General features: G+C 52.8%; 21 protein-coding genes. 9 read left to right on the top strand and 12 right to left on the bottom strand.

The genetic code is table 11. From position 1 onward, the window contains the following. Positions 1-10 precede the first annotated feature (10 nt). Positions 11-925, top strand: a complete 915-nt coding sequence (locus ACYVIY_RS07320) for an SMP-30/gluconolactonase/LRE family protein (RefSeq protein WP_460975648.1) — start codon at positions 11-13, stop codon at positions 923-925. A 16-nt stretch (positions 926-941) separates the two neighbouring features. Here ACYVIY_RS07320 and ACYVIY_RS07315 read toward each other — a convergent pair whose 3' ends face one another. After that, on the bottom strand, positions 942-1,553 hold the full coding sequence (locus ACYVIY_RS07315) for an RNA polymerase sigma factor (protein ID WP_460975647.1): 612 nt from the start codon (positions 1,551-1,553) through the stop codon (positions 942-944). 132 nt (positions 1,554-1,685) lie between these two features. Further along, positions 1,686-2,609: an EamA/RhaT family transporter gene (locus ACYVIY_RS07310; protein WP_460975646.1), complete on the bottom strand. Its 924-nt coding sequence runs from the start codon at positions 2,607-2,609 to the stop codon at positions 1,686-1,688. 98 nt (positions 2,610-2,707) lie between these two features. Between ACYVIY_RS07310 and ACYVIY_RS07305 the strand changes: the two genes are divergently transcribed. Together ACYVIY_RS07305 and ACYVIY_RS07300 are read left to right on the top strand one after the other, a co-directional pair. Then, entirely contained in the window at positions 2,708-3,379 is a 672-nt protein-coding gene (locus ACYVIY_RS07305; RefSeq protein ID WP_460975645.1) for an outer membrane beta-barrel protein, read from the top strand. Positions 3,380-3,447: 68 nt separating this feature from the next. Then, positions 3,448-4,593, top strand: a complete 1,146-nt coding sequence (locus tag ACYVIY_RS07300; RefSeq protein WP_460975644.1) for a serine hydrolase domain-containing protein — start codon at positions 3,448-3,450, stop codon at positions 4,591-4,593. 16 nt (positions 4,594-4,609) lie between these two features. Here the strand turns inward: ACYVIY_RS07300 and ACYVIY_RS07295 are convergent, their stop codons facing one another. Further along, positions 4,610-5,380: an EcsC family protein gene (locus ACYVIY_RS07295; protein WP_460975643.1), complete on the bottom strand. Its 771-nt coding sequence runs from the start codon at positions 5,378-5,380 to the stop codon at positions 4,610-4,612. 93 nt (positions 5,381-5,473) lie between these two features. Between ACYVIY_RS07295 and ACYVIY_RS07290 the strand changes: the two genes are divergently transcribed. Then, complete coding sequence (locus ACYVIY_RS07290; RefSeq protein ID WP_460975642.1) at positions 5,474-6,205, top strand: murein L,D-transpeptidase catalytic domain family protein; 732 nt, start codon at positions 5,474-5,476, stop codon at positions 6,203-6,205. 181 nt (positions 6,206-6,386) lie between these two features. Here ACYVIY_RS07290 and ACYVIY_RS07285 read toward each other — a convergent pair whose 3' ends face one another. From ACYVIY_RS07285 to ACYVIY_RS07265, 5 genes are all read right to left on the bottom strand, one after another. Further along, positions 6,387-6,806: a hypothetical protein gene (locus ACYVIY_RS07285; protein WP_460975641.1), complete on the bottom strand. Its 420-nt coding sequence runs from the start codon at positions 6,804-6,806 to the stop codon at positions 6,387-6,389. Between the two features lie 165 nt (positions 6,807-6,971). Beyond that, complete coding sequence (locus ACYVIY_RS07280; protein ID WP_460975640.1) at positions 6,972-8,186, bottom strand: L,D-transpeptidase family protein; 1,215 nt, start codon at positions 8,184-8,186, stop codon at positions 6,972-6,974. A 158-nt stretch (positions 8,187-8,344) separates the two neighbouring features. Then, positions 8,345-8,590: a hypothetical protein gene (locus ACYVIY_RS07275; RefSeq protein WP_460975639.1), complete on the bottom strand. Its 246-nt coding sequence runs from the start codon at positions 8,588-8,590 to the stop codon at positions 8,345-8,347. 200 nt (positions 8,591-8,790) lie between these two features. Further along, a complete protein-coding gene (locus ACYVIY_RS07270; protein ID WP_460975638.1) occupies positions 8,791-9,381 on the bottom strand; it encodes a fasciclin domain-containing protein in 591 nt (196 codons plus the stop codon). 151 nt (positions 9,382-9,532) lie between these two features. Then, positions 9,533-11,479 carry a gliding motility-associated C-terminal domain-containing protein gene (locus ACYVIY_RS07265; RefSeq protein WP_460975637.1) on the bottom strand — a complete coding sequence of 649 codons (1,947 nt, stop codon included), beginning with the start codon at positions 11,477-11,479 and terminating at the stop codon, positions 9,533-9,535. Positions 11,480-11,901: 422 nt separating this feature from the next. Here ACYVIY_RS07265 and ACYVIY_RS07260 point away from each other — a divergent pair, with 422 nt between their 5' ends. Next, positions 11,902-12,369, top strand: coding sequence for an FKBP-type peptidyl-prolyl cis-trans isomerase (locus ACYVIY_RS07260; protein WP_460975636.1), 468 nt, complete (start codon positions 11,902-11,904; stop codon positions 12,367-12,369). 86 nt (positions 12,370-12,455) lie between these two features. Then, on the top strand, positions 12,456-13,406 hold the full coding sequence (locus tag ACYVIY_RS07255; protein WP_460975635.1) for an L-threonylcarbamoyladenylate synthase: 951 nt from the start codon (positions 12,456-12,458) through the stop codon (positions 13,404-13,406). Between the two features lie 5 nt (positions 13,407-13,411). Here the strand turns inward: ACYVIY_RS07255 and ACYVIY_RS07250 are convergent, their stop codons facing one another. The 3 genes from ACYVIY_RS07250 to ACYVIY_RS07240 all read right to left on the bottom strand — a co-directional run bounded on the left by ACYVIY_RS07250 (position 13,412) and on the right by ACYVIY_RS07240 (position 16,919). Further along, positions 13,412-14,482, bottom strand: a complete 1,071-nt coding sequence (locus tag ACYVIY_RS07250; protein ID WP_460975634.1) for a phosphotransferase family protein — start codon at positions 14,480-14,482, stop codon at positions 13,412-13,414. 145 nt (positions 14,483-14,627) lie between these two features. Beyond that, positions 14,628-15,905 (bottom strand): acyl-CoA dehydrogenase family protein, encoded by a 1,278-nt coding sequence (locus ACYVIY_RS07245; RefSeq protein WP_460975633.1) that lies wholly within the window; start codon positions 15,903-15,905, stop codon positions 14,628-14,630. 111 nt (positions 15,906-16,016) lie between these two features. After that, positions 16,017-16,919 carry a 1-aminocyclopropane-1-carboxylate deaminase/D-cysteine desulfhydrase gene (locus tag ACYVIY_RS07240; RefSeq protein WP_460975922.1) on the bottom strand — a complete coding sequence of 301 codons (903 nt, stop codon included), beginning with the start codon at positions 16,917-16,919 and terminating at the stop codon, positions 16,017-16,019. A 110-nt stretch (positions 16,920-17,029) separates the two neighbouring features. On the opposite strand from ACYVIY_RS07240, the gene ACYVIY_RS07235 reads away from it, so the two are divergent. The 3 genes from ACYVIY_RS07235 (at position 17,030) to ACYVIY_RS07225 (ending at position 20,931) form a co-directional block, all read left to right on the top strand. Then, positions 17,030-18,079: an RluA family pseudouridine synthase gene (locus ACYVIY_RS07235; RefSeq protein WP_460975632.1), complete on the top strand. Its 1,050-nt coding sequence runs from the start codon at positions 17,030-17,032 to the stop codon at positions 18,077-18,079. A 70-nt stretch (positions 18,080-18,149) separates the two neighbouring features. Beyond that, positions 18,150-18,602 carry a GNAT family N-acetyltransferase gene (locus tag ACYVIY_RS07230; RefSeq protein ID WP_460975631.1) on the top strand — a complete coding sequence of 151 codons (453 nt, stop codon included), beginning with the start codon at positions 18,150-18,152 and terminating at the stop codon, positions 18,600-18,602. Between the two features lie 103 nt (positions 18,603-18,705). Further along, on the top strand, positions 18,706-20,931 hold the full coding sequence (locus ACYVIY_RS07225; protein ID WP_460975630.1) for a transglycosylase domain-containing protein: 2,226 nt from the start codon (positions 18,706-18,708) through the stop codon (positions 20,929-20,931). 1 nt (position 20,932) lies between these two features. Here the strand turns inward: ACYVIY_RS07225 and ACYVIY_RS07220 are convergent, their stop codons facing one another. Then, positions 20,933-21,331 carry a response regulator gene (locus tag ACYVIY_RS07220; RefSeq protein ID WP_460975629.1) on the bottom strand — a complete coding sequence of 133 codons (399 nt, stop codon included), beginning with the start codon at positions 21,329-21,331 and terminating at the stop codon, positions 20,933-20,935. Between the last annotated feature and the right edge of the window lie 99 nt (positions 21,332-21,430).

The following is a 21,430-nucleotide window of genomic DNA, read 5'->3' as shown; positions in this document are numbered from 1 at the left end:
CAAGCAGCCAATGCGTTTACCCTTATTTTCCTTAATTGCTTATAGTACGGTAGCGGTGTCTGGTGCCGTGAATTCGGCGAACGCCCAGCAAAGCCCCGCCCTCAAAGCCAGCGTCTTGACGCCTGCCAACGGTTTTACGTCGGGCGTTGAAGGTCCCGCCGTCGATAAGGCTGGTACGTTGTACGCCGTAAATTTTGCGCGTCAGGGCACAATCGGCCAGGTGACACCCGATGGTCAGGCCAGTGTCTTTGTTGAGTTACCCGCAGGCAGCATTGGCAACGGGATTCGGTTTAATAAGCGGGGCGATATGTTGATTGCCGACTACCCGAAGCACAACATTCTGAAAGTGGCGGCTGGCACGAAGCAAGTCAGCACGTTGGCCCACGAACCGCGCATGAACCAGCCCAACGACATCGCCATCGACAGCAGAGACCGCCTGTACGCCAGTGATCCGAACTGGAAAGAGAACACGGGCAACATCTGGCGCATCGATCCTGATGGCAAAGTGACGCTGCTGGAAGCGAACATGGGCACGACGAACGGCATTGAAGTGAGTCCCGACGGCAAGACCCTGTACGTGAACGAGTCGGCGCAGCGCAAAGTCTGGGCCTACGATTTGTCGGCGACCGGCGAAGTCAGTAAAAAACGCCTATTGATCGAGTTTCCGGATTTCGGCATGGACGGCATGCGCTGCGACGCGAAAGGAAATCTGTACATTGTGCGCTACGGCAAAGGCACCGTCGCGAAAGTGTCGCCGTCTGGAAAGGTTATTCAGGAGATTACCTTGATCGGCCAGAAGCCTACGAACATCGCGTTCGGCGGCAAAGACGGACGTACCGCCTACGTAACGCTCCAGGATCAGGGCAACATTGAAACCTTCCGCGTCGATGAGCCCGGTCAGGAATGGGTAATGCGTCAGAACTAAGCAGAAGCTTCAAGAGTCAGCTGGCCAGCAGAAGCACCAGAATGATCCAATACGTAAAAAAAGTCATCTGGCTTTTCAGCGCGCATAACGCTTTATACAGCAGATTAGCGACCGATTGCCGATTGATGTCCATCAACTCGGCAATCTGGTCGTTTTCCAACCCCTTATAAAATTTAAGAAAAACGGCTTCCTGCTGCCGTTTGGGCAACGTACCGATAGCCTCCCGAATTCGGCGCTGGCTTTCAGAATCCGTTTCGCTTTGTTCGATCTCGGTCTCGATGGTTTGCCAGTCTGACAGTTCGCTTACTTCCTGACTATAGACTGAAGAAAACGGCTGTTTGCTCCGCCGAAATTCCTGCAACAACTCGTTACGCAGCGATTTGAATAAGTAGATGGCGATGAACTGAATGCTCGTAACGGCCCGCTTTTCCCAGATGCGAATGAATATATTCTGGATCGAATCTTTGATGAACTCCCGGTCATCCGTAAAATTCGTTGCGTACGCGAACAAGGAGCTGTACTGAGTTTCGGCTAACTGACAAAACGCCATTTTGTCTCCAGCTTGTGCTTTGTGCCAGAGCTTTAGCAAATACTCATTCTCGTCGATAATACGTTGTCGCTGATCCAAAACGCCTTACTTCGGTTTACGAGTAAATTAATGACAAAATTTGCAAAAAGGCGAATAAAATAGGGCTAATCGTTAGATAGCCCAAACATCTGCCTAACTGCACCTACGCCCGTTTTTCTGTAAACCGTACGATCAGATGGTTTGTAACTCCTGCCACGAGATCAATCCGATAGCCAGTATCGCCAGCACTAAACCGATTTTGTTGGCCGTCGTGAGTTTTTCGTAAAAAAAGATAGCCGCCGTGAGCGCAGCGACTAGAATCACGCCAATGTTGTAGATGGGATACACAAAGGCCCCGTTACCGCCAAAGGCCGATAAGGCCAGCAGCAGGGTATAAAAACTAAGGAAATTGGGAATGCCTAATGTAACGGCTCCAATGAGGCTTCGCGGCTGAATGGTTTCTTTCCCCTGAATAATTCGTACGCCCAGCATGAGCAGACCGGCCACAATGGCACCAATGACCATAGTTAACGTAACCTGGACCGTCTTATCGGGCGAGGGAATGTAGTGCAGGTTCATGTAGTTGATCAGGGTATTTGTTGCCCCATAGAAGAGAAACACTGCGACCGGCAATAAGACGTTCGCGTTTAGTCGGCTCGGCTTTGGAAGAACCTGCCCTTCAGCCAGCCCGGAGTCGGTCTTCTTATACGTGCTGAGCCCAACGGCGACAACAGCGAGCACAAGACCCAGGTAGTTCAGCGCGTCAAACTCTTTCCCGCCCACCTTAAACACGAACAGGCTGAAACAGACTGGTATCACCAGCGACAGATTATTCGCCAGCGACGTAGCGGTGATGCCTGTGCGCTGCGTAGACGCCCCCGACAGCAGGAACGTAAGAATGAAGCCAACGCCAAGCCCCAATGCAAGCCACGTCCAGGTCTGACTGAAGTCAATTGAGAACGATTGTCCGGCTGGTAGCAGCAGAAGCCCCGTCAGGAAGCAGACAGGGTAGTTAAATACGATGGCCTGAAACGTATTAACCTCGTAGCGCGGAAAGAGACGAAAGTTCAGCAGTAACAACACCGATAACAGGATACTGAGGCCTAGGAAGAGCATGGCTTGGGGGATCGGCTGGGTAATTTTCGGGCGAAGTTAACAGGAGCAATCGGTTGTCCATGTATCTTTAGCAGCGGGTCGAAACCGCTCTCTTCGTAATGAATAAACCGCTGTATGTTCTGCTTTTGCTGATAACCCTCTTTAATTCCTGTGCTTTCGGCCAGAAAAAAGTGTCGGTTTCGGTAACAGCCGCGCCTGTTTTTGCCAGTACCAGCTACGTTCGCCGTTACTTTTATCCGAATAGCGACGGCCAGGTTGTTGAACCCATTTTCATCAATGGCCGTCGCTGGTCGACGGGTTTTTCGGCCGGCGTGACGGTGCAGTATACCTATGCGCCCGGCTGGTCGGTAGCCTCGGGCCTATGGTATGGACAGTTAAGTGTTCGCCAGGAGCGCCTGCCCATCATGGGTGAAGGCCAGTCGACGGTGAGCAGCCGGGCGATTCGGCTTCCGTTTTTGGTCAACTACCGCTCCTCGACCCAACGACTCTCCCCGTATTTCAGTCTTGGCGTACTGGTCGACTTCCCGTTTACGTCGCGCGTGGTGGTAACCCGCGCCAATGAATCCACGCAGCGCCTTAGCCTGGATAGCGGTAAAGGACCAGTCTTCCAGCCGCTTCTGAGCGCGGGAGCGGATTATCAACTCAGCAGCCGATATTCGCTTTTGGTACAACCCACCTGGACCTATAATATGGGCCGCTTCGGTGGTTCTGCTACGTACAATCCTTCGTTTGAGCTAAGTTTATTAACCCAACTTGTTTACAAGCTCTGATCAATCACGTAATACGGCAACGTTTACAGCCGGATCCGCATCATTTAGGTATCTCTTCCCATCCGCTCATGAAACTAGCCTCTCCATTACGTTCTGCGGGACTCCTGGCCTTGCTGCTGTGTTTGACCATCGGTGCAAAGGCGCAATCTGAACAACCCGATTTGCGCCCAACCACACTCGATCCGTTCATAACGCGTCTGATGGTCAGTGCTCGTATACCAGGACTGACCATCGCTATCATCCGGAATGGGAAAGTGGCCTACAGCCAAGGCTATGGCCTTACCAAATCCGATTCAACGCAGCGCGTAAATTCAGCGACCATTTTTGATGCGGCTTCATTAAGTAAACCCGTATTTGCCTATGCCGTTTTGCAGTTGGTGGAGCAAGGGATGCTGGATCTGGATAAGCCCTTGTACGAGTATCTCCCCTACCCGGACGTGGCCGACGACGAACGGTACAAGCAGATTACCGCCCGACTGGTGTTGAGCCACCGGACCGGTTTTCCCAACTGGCGGAAAAACCGGCGGTCGAAACAACTGGCGATGATTGCCCCTCCCGGCGAACGGTTTGGGTATTCGGGCGAAGGGTTCGTGTATTTGCAAAAGGTAGTTGAGAAAATTACGGGCAAGTCCATAAACGATCTCATGACGGAGCGCGTATTTACCCCTCTCGGCATGAACCGCAGCAGCTACGTCTGGCAATCTGCCTTTGACGCTAATTTCGCGCTGCCCCACAACGAAGCAGGCGAGCCCGATACGAAGGGTAAATCAGCCGTTGCGAACATGGCCTACTCACTGCAAACGACCGCCGACGATTACGCCCGGTTTATTCTGGCGGTTCTGGATGCGAAGGGACTAACGGCAGGTACCGTTAAGCAGATGCTTTCGCACCAGACCCGACTCCCTAAACGACTTTCAGCCGGCGATACGTTATCGACAAATCTGTATTGGGGGTTGGGCTTTGGACTGGAAGAGACGCCATCGGGTGAATGCTTCTGGCACTGGGGCGACAATGGCAACTTCAAATGTTACGTTGCCGCCAGCAGCGATCAGAAGCAGGCAGTGGTCTACTTCGCCAATAGTGAGAATGGCCTGAGCATAATCGAACCGATGTTGCAGCACACCATAGGCGGTCAGCACCCCGCCGTTACGTTCCTGGGGTATAAATCGTACAAAAAGCTGGCAGAGCAAGCGAGTAAAACTCCTAAAAAGTAAGCGTAATACACCAACGCTACCGGTAAGGCTGGTCAGTGCTGCTCATATCAATGGCTTTGGTTTCGCCCAGCAACCGCATCCGGTAGGCGTTCATAGCAGTGCGGCCCAATTGGTTAAGCAACCTGTAATTGACGACAATACCGACGGCGGCACCAATACCCGGAATGAGCTGCGCCATTTTGGCCAGATCAATATAATCGCGGTATTCCTGCTGAAACGTCTGCCAATCGAACTGATTAATGTCTTCAGGAAGTTGTCGGCTGTGCTCGGGCCAGTTCGCCAGGTGTTGATACACAGCCTGCCGGCGCTCCTGACTCGAAAAAGCCAGTTGAAAGATGTACAGAATATACACCCGCTCGCGGTAATCGGTCACCGAGTATCCGTATAACGTAGCGATTTCGAACAGCATCTTCATTTTCAGGGTCAGCAGCAACGGAAAATCGGCAAACGCCAGTAATAGTCCGCCCGCGCCCGTCACCCCGCCCTCCGCGGCTCCGGCTTTTTTGTAAAACTCGATCCGATCCGCCACGGCCCCATCGCGCTGGGTGAGCGTTAGCCCTTCGGCGGGTGCGCCCGTGAAAAATTCGGCTCCAAACAACACAGCCCGCGTCATCTGCTTAATGGCAGCGGTGACTACGTCGTGCACTTTTTGGGGGATCATGCGATTGATTCGACGCTGCACGGCCGTCGATAATCGCCCTACCCGCGAGGGCGGCTTTTGCATCGCCAACTGCCAGCGAATGAGTTCGGTGCGCACGGCCTGTTCATACGTAACGGGGGTGGTCATGGTAAAATGTAGTGCCTTTTGCGAATTAAAACGTCATCAAAACGGTTTTATTCGTAGATTTCCTTATAAAACCCATAACGACCGATTGTGCTTATGAAGAAAGTTCTTTTGCTGCTGGTTACGCTCGCTCTTTTCAACTTTGGCAGCTCAGGTCCTAAAACCATCCGTACCGTTGCTATAACCGCACCGACCACACCAAAGGCGGCTGATTCAAAAACGATTGTTCACCTGGACGTGTACGATCAACTGAACCTGGGCCACACGGGCTTGCAGAAAAGTGTATTTGAGTATGCCTTGCGCGGCTGGCAAAAAATGGGAGCCACCAAACCGGTTCTTTCCATTGTCGACATGAGCCAGCCTTCAACCAAAAAACGGCTCTACGTTGTTGACCTGCAAAATAAGAAACTCTTATTTAACACATATGTTTCGCACGGACGCAATTCGGGCGATCTGGTGCCGAATCAGTTTTCGAATACGCAGTCATCATTCCAGACCAGCCTGGGATTCTATCAGACCCTGAAAACCTACATGGGTAAGCATGGGTTGTCGCTGCAATTGCAGGGGATGGAAAAAGGCTATAACGATAACGCCTACAACCGGAACATCGTCTTACACGGCGCCGATTACGTCTGCGAAGATTTTATTCGCAAAACGGGCCGGCTAGGTCGCAGTCAGGGTTGCCCGGCGGTGCCATATGCTGAATCGAAGGGCATTATTCAGGCTGTGAAAGATGGTACGTGCCTTTTTGTGTACTATCCGAATACCGAATATTTGAAGAATTCAACCTTTTTAGCGGAGGCCAACACCCCGATCACTTCGCTATAATCCTCAATTAATATAGACATACGACAGCCAACCGGACGATCCGGTTGGCTGTCGTATGTTTGGGCCGAATCGAATACAATAACCTTATTTTGTTCCCATTTTGCCATGAAAAAAGCCCCGCCGGAATATAGACGGGGCTTTTCATTTGCAAGTCAGTACGTATCAATTAAGGCAGACCAAACTACTGCTTCTCCACAGATACCTGTACGGTATAATCCTCCAGCTTGATTTCCTTACCCACTTCGGGATAAGGCAAAACTTCGCTCAGGTTCAACTGGTACGTCTGTCCGTTCACCGTGAACTGTTTCTGAACCGGTTTTTCGGGGTAAGCCGGTAAATCAACTTCTACCTGCTGGGTGGCGCCCTGTTCGCTGGCTTCGAATGATACTTTGACTGAACCAGCTGTGATGCACCGGGCGTTGATTGGGCACCGGCTATCAGCCACCTGGGCCACTTTTAAATCCAGGGCCGTCCCCGCCAGTCGAACGCTTTTTTGATACGCTACTTTCTGATCCGATGCTGGATTTGGCGTTACATTAGCCTGCTTGTCACACGCTGTCAGTAATCCCAGCAAAGCCAGACTAAAAAAAACAGTTTTCATAAGGTACTACGTGTAATGGTTACGCCTGAACGACTCCATTACCCCAACAAGCGTTGGAAAGGCCGATAAACTTTTTTACCCGTTAATCAGCCATCTGCCTTAACACGTTGGCAGCCAAGTTGCTTAACAACCTAATACCTTACGGTCAGCTGCACGCAGCGCAGACTATTGAGCGTCCTTCGCAGTCAGCGCGTATACATCTTTATAAAACCGGAGTCGCCCGGCCGCGTCGACATCCGCGGTGTTGTACGTAATAAAAACCGGAAATGGCTTAGGCATGGCTAAGGTCTGCGGTTTCTGGTCGATCAGGCAGCGATTCATGAAACCAGCGTCGAAGGTTTGCTTACCCAGCACAAAATTGGCCAGTTCGACCGGTTTCTGCACCCGAACGCAGCCATGACTACGCCAGCGGTCGTTCGTGAGGGTAAATAAATCCCGACCGTTGGTATCGTGCAGATAGATGGCGAGCGGATTTTCGAGATCAAACTTGATCAGCCCGAGTGAGTTTTCGCAACCTGAAGCCTGCCGAATCCGGTATGGGAAATTTGTTTCGGAAAGACTCTCCCAGTCAATCTCTTCCGGATCAACCTCCCGGTTACGCTCGTCGAGTACCTGTAGGTTCTGATTGTATAGAAAGCCGACATCCTTTTTGATCTTGGGCAACATTTCTTTCACCGCGATCCCTTTCGGTACGTTCCAGTACGGGTAGGCAACGATGCCTTTGATGAAGGTGGTCATGCAGGGCGTGCGCTTATCGGGTTTTCCTACAATCACCTGCATAGGCAGCAGACGCTTGCCGCTTCGATCGAATACGTTCAGTTCGCTGGCCGGAATATTCACAACCGCAAACTTGTCCGCGTTGAAGCGATTCACGTACCGGTAGAAATTAAGCGACTGCCGAATCAGCCGCAGGGAATCCGTCAAGGCAGGGCTTGAGGCTCCGCGTGACCGCAACCGGTTATAGTGCCCAACCAACTGACTGTATGGGGCGAAATTAGCGAACTCAGCCACTACAGACGGCGAGAAGGCCGTATCGGCTTGTTGCGCCCAAGTCGAGTCGATCTGTTCTTTCAGACCAGTAAACTGCATCCCCGAAGGCTGTTTACCGTAGCGAACTTCCATCAACAGGCGGGTTACCTTATCGTCGATTTCGGCTTTAGACATACCGGCGGTAAGCGCAAAGCGGCTGGTGTCAATCCCAACCGAGTCGGCATATTGACAAACCTGATGAAGCGTTTGCTTTGCTTTAATCAGGCTTCGCTCCGCCTGTTCGTGCTGCTGTTTAGAATTTTGCCAGGAAATAACTTCCCGTCCGGCAAAATACAGCAACACAAGGCCCGCGACTATGGCAAGGCCAATTCCTAGTTTCCGTTTATCCATGTTCATTTGTTGAGTAAATCTGTTCTTATAACCGATAAAGCCCCGTATTGGTTGTTTTTTGGACTTCTTGCAGCAAATCAGGCGATTTCGAACGCCTGAAAACACAAAGCCCGATCAACTAGACGGGTCGATCGGGCTTTGCAAAAATGGCAGGACGGTTAGCTGTACGGTGGCTTACCGATGTCAACCTTACCATCCCGATTTCGGTTTGGGTGGGTTGTTGCTACGTCATCGTCTTCACCGTCCTCAGCGGGTTCGGTTGGTAGTCCGTCAATTGGTGAGTCTTCGGGGCGGTCGTTGCCGGGCAACCTCGTTGCCTTATCCGATCGATCGCCTAAACCAGCGGGCGAAACAGCCTGCTTAGCCCGCAGAATATCTTCTTTATCCGGGTCCTGATTTTCCATAACGCTAGTCGTTTATACGATAAAACTTATCCTCTCTAACCGGCCTCGCGCCAGATTGTTTGCCCCATTGCGTAACAGGCCGCTTTATCCTACAGCCTTTCTATGGTTCAGGTTGGTGCAGCCGATCAGACGCAAAACGGCCAACTACCGTATGGTCAGGGCAGTTGGCCGTTGTTGAGTCGATTATTTCTCCGAACGGATTATTTGGTGCTGGTGGCGGGCATGAGCACCGTATCAATGGAGTGAATAATTCCGTTGGTGGCTTCAACATCGGCGTAATTTACGGTTGCCGTGTTTCCAGCGCCATCGGTAATGGTAACCGCATCGCCTTGCTTACCAACCGTTAATACGCCCCCCGTTACGGTTTTCAGTTTCTGCCCGTCCTGCAACTGAGCGGCCGTCAACTTGCCCTTCACGACATGATAAGCCAGTACTTTCACCAGTTTGTTTTTCGCAGCAGGCTTTAGCAGTTCGTCGACAGTACCAGCCGGTAGCTTGTCGAACGCTTCGTTGGTTGGCGCAAAAATGGTGTACGGGCCTTTGCCAGCGGCTTGCTCGGTTAAGCCCGACACGCGCAACGCCCGGAATAACGTAGTGTGGTTGGCTGATTTTGCCGCGCTGATGGCCAAATCCCGCCCCGTTGACCCACCGGACTTCACTGCACCTTCCGACATAGATGTGGTCGATGCGGTTGCTGGTTGAGCAGCTGTGTTCTGATCCTGAGCGTTGACGGCTGCCTTCGTTCCGGTTAGCAGCGTAAGTGCCAAGGCCCATCTGAAACCTGATTTCATTGTCATTTGGGTATAGTTGGTAAGTGAAACATCCGGCTCGTCTGCCCGACAAGCCCGGAGCGACCTGCTCCGATTTGTTGATTCAACGGTATGTTCAAGTAAAAAAATGCCTGACAGCCAGAAATCTGAGCCAAAGGTCCGGATTAGGGACTTAGCGGACTACGGTAAGCTGACCACGGTAGGTGTTCGCTTTGGTTCCTGCACCGGTACGGATCTGGTAGGTATACACGCCCGCGCGCACCAGTTCCTGCTGATAAGTGCCATCCCAGGGCTGCTGGTACCCGCGTGAATAAAAGACCAACTCGCCCCAGCGGTTGTAGATGGTTACCTCACACTGCGGAAACGAGCCGATGTTCTGAATTATCCACGCATCGTTCACGCCGTCGGCATTGGGCGAAAATGCCGACGGGATATACAGCAACTCGATCACTTCGACCAGCACCGCGAACGTAGCGGCACAGCCACTCTCGCTCACCGCCGTCAACTGATACGGCGTTGTTTCGGCCGGGCTGGCTAAAGGGCTGGCTACATCCGTTCGGTTGAGCGCGGTTGGCGGAGTCCATTGGTAGCGGCTGATGGGGTCACTGGCCTGAGTCTGCAGCCGAACGGTATCACCCCGCGCAATCAGGTAGGTGGTTTTCCCCGACAGGGTGGGTCGTGCGTTTAGGGTAATCGTCAGGCTGTCGGCGCCCTCGCAGGCGACATCGGACGCCCGGGCAACAACTTTATACTGACCAGATTGATTGATACGTAGCGTAGGCTGCTGTTGCCCCGACAGTTCGCGCCCATCGCGACGCCACTGGTACTGATAACCCGGCTGTCCGTTGGCTTGTAAGGTGACCGTATCGCCTACGCAGTAAGGGACCTTGCCCAGGGCAGATAGGCTTACAGAGGCTGGCTTTGCCAACGAAACGCGCATGGCCTGCGAGACCGTATCATTCCCACAGGTTTTGGCCTGGCTCCTCACTACCGTATATACCCCCGACTCGCGCACCTGTAGGGTACTGGTTGTGTCGCCCCGCAGATTTTGGCCATCTCGTTGCCACTGGTAAGCCCATTGCGGGGTTTTCTCGACGGTTAACACAAGCGGCTGCGCAGAACACCAGCTAATGTCCTGTGCGGGTTTGTTGTTCACCATGATCACCGCCGGGGGGGGCGTATTCTTCGAACAGTCAATAACCGGTAGCTGAAAATCCCGCCGAATGACGCCAATGCGCTGTCCGTTCCTGAACTCTTCGCATTGGACGGTGAATAGAAATAAGCCTTCCTGCGTAGCCTGAACGCTAAGCTGACCCGTAGTGGGGTTGATACTAAGGGGAGGATTACCAGGAATAATATTCTGAAGACTGATACCAGGTGCCCAGGCGATGGTTGGATAAGAGGCTTTGGGCGCATCGTTTACGCTCTCGGTTGTCTGGCGCGTGGTGTAGCCATTCAGCGGGGTAACGAGCGAATAGCGCAACTCATCACCGTCGGCGTCGGTAGCGCCAGCCTTGAACGTAAACGGTTTGTTGAGACAGATGTAATCGCCGTTAGGTATGCCGAAATTCGGGGATGAGTTTAGGAATGGCGCACCATTCTGGCGCATGGCGGGGAATTCCATGTAGAAGACCATACCCAAGCCGTCCTGCCCGGAGCTTATCGTGTTCGTCAGGACATCGTTGCGGCAGCACCGCTCCCAGACCATGTAGTACCCACCCGGATCGGTGTATTTACTAACATCAAACTGGTAGGTTTTATAATACCGGGCTTCCAGAAAGCTGAGTTTTTGCAGCTTGGCGCAGGCTTCGTTATCAAACACAAGCGGTAGCACCTCCTGCAGGTTTAGGGTCAGGCTTTCAATTAAGACCGGTTTTTGCTTCCGATAGATTAGCAGACGGACCGATTTATCCTGGTTCCCGCTCGAGGAATTCGCCTGGTCCCAATATTGATTCAGCTGAATCCGGAATGAACCAGGCGTATTGCCTACGGCCTGCATCGTTACGTCACCGCCGATAATGTGCGTTGCACTGACCCGAAAGGAGACGACTACAGTCAGGAAGTATAAGATCCAGACCCACTTGTTACGGAGGGTACGATACGAGTTGACCACCTGCATAAACTCAGAGCTGCAAAATGCAGAACAATATAACTGATTTACAGCTCAGTTCAGCGCAGACACGTATCGAATTTTACCAACCGGCTCCGGGTTGAATACTTACTCTGGCAGGCTTTCTGACGCAGGGTTATTTGGAGAGAACACCTTTAGTAATGAGGTAGGGAATTAAGATCCATAAAAGTCCTTTTATCAGAAAGAAAAGGAAGCCAAGCCAGCCAACACGCCTGATCCATTTTTTAAAGCGCTCATTCATACGGTAAATATAGCGAATTCCGCTCCCCTCGCTCATAGGCACAGACCCGCCTAGGCATTTTATAAACCGTCCAGACTAAAAAAATTAAAAAATACGTAATGGCACTAAGCCAATTTGCCCGTTCATTTGTTGTCTTACCATAACCAAAGCAGTGCACCGAGAATCAGTCATGAACATCACTAAACACAAAGTAGCGGCTATCCACTATACCCTGCGCGACAGCAATGGCAACGTGCTGGATTCAAGTCAGGGTCGTGATCCGCTCTATTATCTGCACGGAGAAAATAACCTGATTCCTGGCATGGAGGAAGGACTGGAAGGGCGCGCGAAAGGCGATAAACTTCAATTGGACGTAACGCCCGAGAAAGGATACGGCCGACGCGACCCTCAACTGGTTGAAGAAGTGCCCCGTAAGGCGTTCGGTGGTCAGAATATCGAAGTGGGTATGCAGTTTCAGGCTAACGACGGGCAAGTCATTACCGTAACCAACGTCGGCCCCGAAACGATAACGGTAGATGCCAACCACCCGCTGGCCGATCAGAATTTGCACTTCGACGTCGAAGTCATAGAAGTGCGCGACGCGACGCCGGACGAACTGGCGCATGGTCACGTACATGGGCCTGGTGGACATCATTAAGCCGATCTTGTTTTATATGAGCCTGCGTAACTACGCAGGCTTTTTTCTGCCCTGCTTGTTTCTCCGTATCTTTGCGGTCCACGATTATGGCACAGATTGGTCAGGACAGGCAGGCTGCAAAGGCGCTCCTGGAACAAGGAAACGTGGTTGGTATACCAACCGAAACTGTATACGGATTAGCCGCAAACGCACTCGATGCTGACGCCGTTCTCACGATTTTTCGCGTCAAAAACCGCCCCTCCTTCGATCCGCTTATTGTTCATACCGATTCCGTTGACAAGCTTTCGCAGTTTGTTACCACTATTCCGGAAGCTGCGCGTCAACTGGCAGAAGCGTTCTGGCCCGGTCCGCTAACGCTGCTATTACCCAAACAGGCACTCATTCCGGACCTGGTTACGTCGGGACTGCCGAACGTAGCGGTTCGAATTCCCAATCATCCCTTAACGCTTGATCTGCTCCGTTCGCTGGACTTTCCGCTGGCCGCCCCCAGTGCGAATCCATTCGGTTACATCAGCCCGACAACGGCCCAGCACGTAGCCGATCAGCTTGGCGAGCAGGTCCCGTACATTCTGGATGGTGGCCCGTCGGCGGTTGGTCTGGAGTCAACGATCGTCGGCTTTGAAGACGATCGGCCAACTGTTTACCGCCTGGGTGGTATGGCCCTTGATCAGATCGAAGCCCTTATTGGACCCGCCACGGTGCGCAGCCATTCTACGTCGAACCCTAAAGCACCGGGTATGCTTAGCAGCCATTACGCGCCACGCAAGCCGCTTATCTTACTGCCAATGGGCGAAAGTGCCCCCGTTGGCGAGCGTATCGGAGCCCTCGCATTCCGCGAACCGTTTGGCGGTATCACCGGTACGTATCAACGCGTGCTCTCCCCCACCGGCGACCTGAACGAAGCCGCCAAAAACCTCTTCGCAGCCCTGCGAGCCCTCGACGGGTTGGACGTGGATGTTATTTACGCGGAAACGCTACCCAACCAGGGACTGGGCTGGGCCATGAATGACCGGCTACGTCGGGCCAGTACACGCTAGATTGATTACACCTTACCCGTTTCAATTGAGGCCACCGCTTTGTTGGCCAATTCAACAATCATGGGCAGGAGATGGCCAAATCGACTGTCCTGGCTATGACCCTGTTTCCAGCGCGCATAGATCTGCTGCGCAATCACCGCATTTTTGTATAAGCCGAAGACGTAGTAAAACAGAATATTCGACACGTCACGACCGCTTTTATCGGCATAACGCGTCACGACCTCCTGCCGGGTCAGATTGCCGGGGAGCCAGGTCAGGTTAAAGTTCTTGTACGCTGGGCTGTCGGTAGCTTCTGACCAATACGCCAGCGTAGCACCCAAATCCATCAGCGGATCGCCGACCGTAGCCATTTCCCAGTCGAGTACGCCGGTTATTACGGGCGTGGGCATTCTGTCAGCATCCGCAGCCAGCACGACATTATCGTATTTGTAATCGTTGTGCAAAAAAGCCGGGGGCTGCGGCTGTGGGTAGTTAGTCGGCAGCCAATTTCCCACCGCATCCATAGCCGGAATTGCATCCGTTTCAGCCGTTCGGTACCGCTTTATCCACCCCTCCACCTGCCGCTGCACGTATCCTTCGGGTTTACCCAACTGAACCAACCCAGTCGATTGCGTATCGAGAGCATGAATGGCAACCAGATTATCAATTAGGGCTTCGGACAATTGCCGCATCAGTGCAGGCGACAGGCTTAATTTCGGAGCCATCGATGCTCGCAGAATTATCCCCAACACGCGTTCCATTACGTAGAACGGCGCCCCCAGCACGTCCGTGTTTTCGCAGTACGCAATGGGTACCGGAATCCTGTCGTAATGCCCCTGGAGCAAGGACAGCACCCGAAACTCACGGCCCATATCGTGCCCACCTTTGATGTTTGCCCCGAACGGCGGCCGACGAAGTACATACTCGTTATCGACCGTTTTGAGCAGATAGGTCAGGTTAGAAAATCCGCCCGGAAACTGCTGTACGTCCAGAATTACGCCTACAGTGGGGGCGTGTTCGTGCAAATACGCATTAAGCGTAATCAAATCAAGTTCTTCACCCATTTGGACCGGGCGCGCAGCGTCAGGAGACATCATACATCAAGGAGACTATTCTGCAAACAGGATCAAATTCAGGAAGCTGTTCACTTGTTCATGTTTCTTTTATTTCTGTCATTCCGGACGTAGCGACAGAAACAATCTTATTTCATAGCTCTTTGCTGAACCTTAAATAGCTTCTACATTACACCTGATCAATCACACGCTGCTCGGCCGCTATTAGTCGACGGAGTTCCTGTAACTGACGGGCTTTTTTCTTTACGTCCAGCCCGTAGTTTTTTAAGATGCTGGCGGCCAAGTTCTGCTTATGGACCTCGTCAGCCCCATCCCAGATTCGGGCCCCACGCTCGTGGCGATACATCGCCGACAGAATGGTATCGTCCGTGACGCCCAGCGCCCCATGGACCTGAATCGCCCGATCCAGCACCCGCAGAAAGGCGTTTGCTACAAAAAACTTAATTGCCGATACCGCATCGCGTACGTTGGCCACACCGACCGTATCGATCTGGTGGGCCGTATTCAGTACGTATAGGCGACTGGCGTCAATTTCGGCCCGGCTCTCGGCGATGAAATCCTGAATGAACTGCTTTTCGCCCAGCATCACGCCGTCTTCAATTTCGCGCGTAGCCGCTCGCTGGCACATCAGATCCAGGGCGCGTTCGGCGTTGCCAATCCAGCGCATACAGTGGTGAATCCGGCCCGGCCCCAGCCGCTCCTGCGCCAGTCGAAAGCCCATGCCTTCGCCCCCGATTACGTTAGAAACCGGTACCCGGCAATCGGTGTACGTAACCTCAGCGTGACTGAACCAGCCCTCGCCGACTTCGCCGAAGATGGGAATGTTCCGCTCAATGCTAAAGCCGGGCGTATCGGTCGGCACAACGATCATGCTGGCCCGCTGGTGCAAAGCCGCATCCGGATTAGTCACCACCATCGCAATGGCAAAGGCAGCGCCATCGGCCGAGGATGTAAACCATTTACGGCCGTTGATGACGTATTCATCTCCGACGCGCACGGCCGTCGTTGCCATACGTGTGGGATTAGAACCCGCGAATTCGGGCTCTGTCATGGAAAAACACGAGCGAATTTCACCCGCCATCAGCGGCTTCAAGTAACGCGCCTTTAGTTCGTCGGACGCGAACCGATGGAGCAGTTCCGTGTTGCCAATATCAGGTGCCTGACAGCCAAATACGTAATGCCCGAAAAACGGCGAATACGCTAATACTTCGCTGATCTGCCCAAATTCCGTAAGCGTCAGCCCATGTCCACCGTCTTCTTTAGCAAGGTGCAGTCCCCATAAGCCTGCTTCCTTAACTTTATCCCGCTTCTGATCGAGCACCGGAATCAGCTCGCCAAGTTTATGGTGCGAAAAGCCTTGTTCAAGTGGAATCAATTCGGTCTCCACAAACTCCCGAACGCGGGCAATCAACGGGCGTACGCGTTCGGTGGTAAATATCGTTTCCATGTCATACTAGCAATCTATAAACATAACAACCAGCGTTCACCCTGGTTGATTGAATGCACAATTCTAGTCCAAGGTAAGGCTTTTTTGGTTAGAGAGTCCGCATTCGAAGCGCTAATCCAGCGCTTTACTTCTACCCTGTAAACCACCCGTATGCACGGCAACAACGGTAGCCCCGTCGGGAAAGAAACCCTGCCGAGCGAGGTCATAGATACCATACAGCATCTTCCCGGTATAGACCTGCTCAATACGTACCCCTGTTTTTTGCTCAAACCCGCGGATGAACGCCAGCAAATTGGGCGTTGTTTTGGCATATCCACCAAACGCATATTCAGACACTAGTTGAACATTGGGAGCTGGTAGCGGTAACTGGAAATCGCGCGCATTTAGCGCTAAAAATCCTAGAACGGTTGTGGCTACCGGAGCGGTCTGGGCGAGTCCAAGCACGGTTCCGCCTGTGCCAACCGCGCAGCAAACGTAATCGAGTGCGCGCCCGAGTTGGCTTATAATTTCGGGCATAATTTCGGCCGTTCCCTGAATAGCCAGCGCGTTGGTTCCGCCTTCGGGCAGGACGTAACAGGGCCCAAACCGATGCGTTAGTTCCGCCAGAAACGCCCACTCGTCTTTCTGCTTATAATCCGTTCGGCTGACGAAAACGAGCTGCATTCCGCACGCTTCACAGAAGGCTAAGGTAGCATTGCGGGGTACCTGGGCTAATTCATCACCCCGCACGACGCCAATCGTTTGAAAACCGAAGGTCTGACCAGCCGCAGCCGTCGCATACAAATGCGTTGAATAAGCCCCGCCAAAGGTCAGCAACGTAGCATACCCCTCTGCTTTAGCCGCCAGCAGATTGTACTTCAGTTTACGCCATTTGTTTCCCGAAATCTGCGGATGAAGCAGATCGTCCCGTTTCAGATACAGGCGAATAGGCACCGACTCCGCAAATGGCTCATCGAGGTACTGAAGGGGCGATTCAGCGTCGAAGCGGGTAAGTAGCCGGTTTATTTCGGTCATCTGCGTATCTTCGTGGCTTGGCATCAGGCAAAAATAGCCAGCGATACGTAACCGGAGTCAACCCTTGTTGGTTCATCCGACGACCGGCTTGCCCAAACTCGACAACGATAGTGACGGACGAACACGAAGTTAGCTCCGAAGAGGACGACGAATTATACGAACACCACCGCATTGTGGTGGATAAAGGCCAAAGCCTGTTGCGGATCGACCGATTTCTGATGGATCGGCTGCAAAACGCGACGCGCACCAAAATTCAGGCCGCCATTGATGTTGACTCCGTGCGGGTGAACGGAAAGATTACGAAAGCAAGCTACAAAATCAAGCCGTCGGACGTTATTACAGTTTCGCTGCCGCACCCACCCCGCGACACCGATATCAAGCCCGAAAACATACCACTGACCATTGTTTTTGAAGACGACGAGCTGCTGGTACTCAATAAGCCCGCAGGAATGGTCGTCCACCCCGCGCACGGGAACTGGGACGGTACGTTAGTAAACGCCCTAGTGTATCATTTTCAGAATCTGCCGACTTCACGTAACGGCGAAATCCGGCCGGGGCTGGTGCATCGAATCGATAAGGATACCTCGGGTCTGATGGTGATTGCCAAAACGGAGTACGCTATGACCCACCTGGCCCGCCAGTTCTTCGAACATAGCATCGAACGTACCTACAATGCCCTGGTCTGGGGGGTGCCGAATCCGGTCGATGGCACCATCACCGGTTACATTGGCCGGTCGGTGAGAGACCGGAAAGTGCAGACCATCTACGACGACGAAACCAAAGGTAAATGGGCCGTTACGCATTACAAAACCCTTGAAAATATGCGCTACGTAGCGCTCGTTCAGTGCAATCTGGAAACTGGCCGAACGCACCAGATTCGTGCGCATCTGAAGCACATTGGTCACCCGTTGTTCAATGACGCCATGTACGGTGGCGATCGTGTGCTGCGTGGCAATCCCGTTGGCAGTTACAAAGCCTTCGTCGAAAATGCGTTTAAGCTCCTACCACGTCAGGCCCTGCACGCGAAGTCACTGGGTTTCATGCATCCGCGCACGCATCAGTGGCTTCAATTCGATTCGGCCCTGCCCGATGACCTTCAGGCGGTAGTAGACAAATGGCGCAAATTCAGTGGGCCGCTGTCCGATAATCTTGAACCGTAAACTAGTTGGCTTGCCCATTATATAGTTGCCTTTACCCAATTTTGCGTTCCTGCTAACCATTCCTCCTACTATGATTTCCATCCGCCCCGGCACCCGAGCCGATATTCCGCAGGCCTTTGGCTTAGTTACCGAACTGGCCGTCTACGAAAAAGCGGCTGATCAGGTCTCCAACACCGCCGAACAAATGGCCGAAGATGGGTTTGGACCCAACCCGTTGTTCGGCATGCTCGTCGCCGAAGACTCCGATAGCCAGAAGATTGTTGGGCTGTCGCTGTATTATTTTCGGTATTCGACCTGGAAAGGAAAACGGCTGTACCTGGAAGACATCATTGTGACGGAAGATTTTCGGGGCTATGGCATTGGTAAACTGTTGCTGGATGCGACCATCGACATGGCCCAGGAAACCAAATGCACGGGCATGATGTGGCAGGTTCTGGACTGGAACCAGCCCGCCATCGGCTTCTACCAACAGTTCGGCACTCGCTTCGACGATGGCTGGACCAATTGTCACCTGGACTTTTAGCAGCAGGATAAGAACACGCTGGGGTTACCGCAAAACCCGCTGTCTGCGGCCGGTGCCCTATTCTCAAAAACTCTATCTTTGCGCTTCCGAATTAAAATTCAGCATGACGTATCGTCAACGTAAAGCTCTCCGGATTGCCGGCTGGGTATCGTTAAGTCTTTTTTTACTAGCCCTGGTTGGGGCGGGGATTGCGTATTCGAAGCGCGAAAGCCTGCTGCAAACTGCCCTAGAGCGCGCCATACGTAAAGCCAAACGCGACTATGATCTGAATGTGCGCATCGGCTCCGCAAAATTTACTGGCTTTAACGCGCTGGCTTTTTCAGACATATCCGTTGTTCCCCAGGATCGCGACAGTCTGGCCCGTATTCAACAGGCCGAAGTCAGCGTTCGGTTCTGGCCGCTGCTGATGGGGAAAGTAGCTCTCCAAGGGCTGACGCTCGACAATGGGCTGATTCAGGTGGTGAAGCGCGATTCGTTGACGAATATCGATTTTCTGCTGCGCCGGAAGCGACGCGATTCGACCGCAACAACGACTAAACGGCGCACTGACCTGGCCGACGTCGCTGAAAACCTGATCGATAATCTGCTATCCAAAATTCCCGACGACCTGAACGTTCGCAATCTGGAATTTCGGGCTATGGACAATAACGACACCATAAGCTTGTTGACCCAGACCGCCTTAATCAAAGACGAGGACGTAACGTCGACGCTGAAACTCAATCAGAATCAGGCCACCTGGCACGTAACGGGTACCGCTGACCCCGGCGACCGCGAATACAATCTGGCTTTATACGCCGACGGAAAACCGCTGGAACTGCCTTACATCCAGAAAAAGTACAACCTCAAACTCCAGGCCGATACGTTGCGGGCTGAGTTGCACGACGTGGACCGGAGGGGCGGTGAGTTTCGACTTGAGGGAGCCGGGTCGGTACGCAATCTACGCGTCAATCATCCGGCCATTGCCCGCACTGACGTACTGGTGCAACAGGCCGCGATGGATGCCAATGTATTTGTGGGCGAGAACTACGTTGGCGTCGACAGTTCCTCTACGTTACGGCTGGGCGAGGTGAGTGCCCGCCCGTTCGTGAAATATACGTTGTCGCCGAGTAAGGCTTACGAGGTTCAGTTGCATACGGACCCACTCGACGCGCAGGCATTGTTCAACTCGTTTCCGCAGGGCTTGTTTGAGTCGCTGGAAGGTATGCAGGTTGCCGGAAAACTGAAGTACGATCTGTCCTTTCAACTGGATACATCCCTTCCCGACTCGGTGAAGTTTAACTCTGGACTAACCTCCGACGGGTTTCGCATCCTGAAAATGGGACGTACCGATTTCGGCTCGATCAACAAGCCTTTCGTGTATACACCGTACGAAAAAGGAAAGCCTGTCCGTCAGATTATTGTCGGTCCCGAGAATCCGGATTATACGCCCATCAACCAGATTGCGCCGGATTTACGGAATGCGTTGCTGACGTCCGAAGATTATAACTTCTTCACCCACAAAGGCTTTAACGAAAAAGCGTTCCGGGTATCCATCGCGACAAACTTTAAGGAAAAGTCATTTAAGCGCGGGGCGAGTACTGTGTCCATGCAGTTGGTGAAGAATGCTTTCTTAAGCCGCAACAAAACGCTCTCCCGCAAGATTGAAGAGATTCTGATCGTCTGGCTTATCGAGAATCAGCACATCGTCCCGAAAGAGCGGATGTATGAAGTGTATCTGAACATCATTGAATGGGGACGTAACATTTACGGTATTGGCGAGGCTTCGCGCTATTATTTTGGCAAAAGTCCGGCTTACCTTACCCTTGGTGAAAGCATCTTCCTGGCCTTTGTTGTGCCACGTCCGAAAGCGGCCCTCGACTGGTTTTTGCCCGATGGATCGCTACAGGCACGTAACGTTCGGGGTTATTTTCGGCTTATCGGCCGTATTATGGCCCGACGTGGCCTGACTGCGCCCGATTCCGGAGCGTACGGTTTCTACAGCGTTCGGCTGCGCGAAGGGCTCCGTCGGCAGGTAGCCCCGGTGGATTCGCTTTTTCAGACCGACAGTCTGTTAACAGACCCGATTAATGGCGATGCCGAAGAAACGGATGAAGCGGCTGGCATCAGCAATTTCTTCCGGCGTTTGTTTAAAGGCAACCGGGACAATAGCCGGACGGAGGATCAACCGGCGGTTCAGCCCGACCGTCGGACCTTTGACCCGGCAACCGGCGAAATCGCTCCGACCGATACCGTGAAAACGCGTCGGCAGCTGCGCCAGGAGCGACGCGAACGCAAACGGCGCGAACGGGAAGAAGAACGTCTGAGGGAGACAAACGGCACGGGTGGTTAAATCACTGAGCGGCAACCAGGCTGGTTATCGCGGTAATCGCAGCCTCGAATCCGTGAATCGTTGTGGGTTTAGTAATAAAGTGGTTAGCCCCCAGTTTCAGACAGTAAAGCTGATCATCGAGGGCCGATGAAGTCGTTAAGACGACCAACGGAATAGTCCTGAATACATCCGTAGTTTTAATCAGTTTCAACACCTCGCGTCCGTGGACGCGGGGTAGGTTGAGATCCATGACGATAACATCGGGCAGGAGCGTACACGTTCGCAGATACGGCGCGACCATATCCCCTTCCATAATCACATCGAGCTGACACGATAGGGCATTCGAGGACAGGGCGTAGCGGAACAGATCCACATCGTCCTGGTCATCTTCTATCAAAAGAATACGTATATCGTCCTTCATTCTGATGGTTAGCCGTCATCCAAAAATAGAGAATAGATTTCATACTATCCTACTGGTTTAGAGACAAATCTGCTATCTAGTTCTGGGTTAGCAGATGCT

The organism is Spirosoma knui (genome assembly GCF_054780635.1).
Note: the sequence above shows the minus strand (reverse complement) of the source record. Positions and strands in the feature narration are given on the sequence as shown.

What these genes read in the sequence shown, in the direction of transcription:
- ACYVIY_RS07220 (WP_460975629.1), bottom strand. Translation starts at nt 21,331, where the DNA reads ATGAAGGACGATATACGTATTCTTTTGATAGAAGATGACCAGGACGAT.
- ACYVIY_RS07225 (WP_460975630.1), top strand. Translation starts at nt 18,706, where the DNA reads ATGACGTATCGTCAACGTAAAGCTCTCCGGATTGCCGGCTGGGTATCG.
- ACYVIY_RS07265 (WP_460975637.1), bottom strand. Translation starts at nt 11,479, where the DNA reads ATGCAGGTGGTCAACTCGTATCGTACCCTCCGTAACAAGTGGGTCTGG.
- ACYVIY_RS07270 (WP_460975638.1), bottom strand. Translation starts at nt 9,381, where the DNA reads ATGAAATCAGGTTTCAGATGGGCCTTGGCACTTACGCTGCTAACCGGA.
- ACYVIY_RS07295 (WP_460975643.1), bottom strand. Translation starts at nt 5,380, where the DNA reads ATGACCACCCCCGTTACGTATGAACAGGCCGTGCGCACCGAACTCATT.
- ACYVIY_RS07290 (WP_460975642.1), top strand. Translation starts at nt 5,474, where the DNA reads ATGAAGAAAGTTCTTTTGCTGCTGGTTACGCTCGCTCTTTTCAACTTT.
- ACYVIY_RS07260 (WP_460975636.1), top strand. Translation starts at nt 11,902, where the DNA reads ATGAACATCACTAAACACAAAGTAGCGGCTATCCACTATACCCTGCGC.
- ACYVIY_RS07230 (WP_460975631.1), top strand. Translation starts at nt 18,150, where the DNA reads ATGATTTCCATCCGCCCCGGCACCCGAGCCGATATTCCGCAGGCCTTT.
- ACYVIY_RS07320 (WP_460975648.1), top strand. Translation starts at nt 11, where the DNA reads ATGCGTTTACCCTTATTTTCCTTAATTGCTTATAGTACGGTAGCGGTG.
- ACYVIY_RS07245 (WP_460975633.1), bottom strand. Translation starts at nt 15,905, where the DNA reads ATGGAAACGATATTTACCACCGAACGCGTACGCCCGTTGATTGCCCGC.
- ACYVIY_RS07285 (WP_460975641.1), bottom strand. Translation starts at nt 6,806, where the DNA reads ATGAAAACTGTTTTTTTTAGTCTGGCTTTGCTGGGATTACTGACAGCG.
- ACYVIY_RS07280 (WP_460975640.1), bottom strand. Translation starts at nt 8,186, where the DNA reads ATGGATAAACGGAAACTAGGAATTGGCCTTGCCATAGTCGCGGGCCTT.
- ACYVIY_RS07275 (WP_460975639.1), bottom strand. Translation starts at nt 8,590, where the DNA reads ATGGAAAATCAGGACCCGGATAAAGAAGATATTCTGCGGGCTAAGCAG.
- ACYVIY_RS07310 (WP_460975646.1), bottom strand. Translation starts at nt 2,609, where the DNA reads ATGCTCTTCCTAGGCCTCAGTATCCTGTTATCGGTGTTGTTACTGCTG.
- ACYVIY_RS07255 (WP_460975635.1), top strand. Translation starts at nt 12,456, where the DNA reads ATGGCACAGATTGGTCAGGACAGGCAGGCTGCAAAGGCGCTCCTGGAA.
- ACYVIY_RS07240 (WP_460975922.1), bottom strand. Translation starts at nt 16,919, where the DNA reads ATGACCGAAATAAACCGGCTACTTACCCGCTTCGACGCTGAATCGCCC.
- ACYVIY_RS07250 (WP_460975634.1), bottom strand. Translation starts at nt 14,482, where the DNA reads ATGATGTCTCCTGACGCTGCGCGCCCGGTCCAAATGGGTGAAGAACTT.
- ACYVIY_RS07305 (WP_460975645.1), top strand. Translation starts at nt 2,708, where the DNA reads ATGAATAAACCGCTGTATGTTCTGCTTTTGCTGATAACCCTCTTTAAT.
- ACYVIY_RS07300 (WP_460975644.1), top strand. Translation starts at nt 3,448, where the DNA reads ATGAAACTAGCCTCTCCATTACGTTCTGCGGGACTCCTGGCCTTGCTG.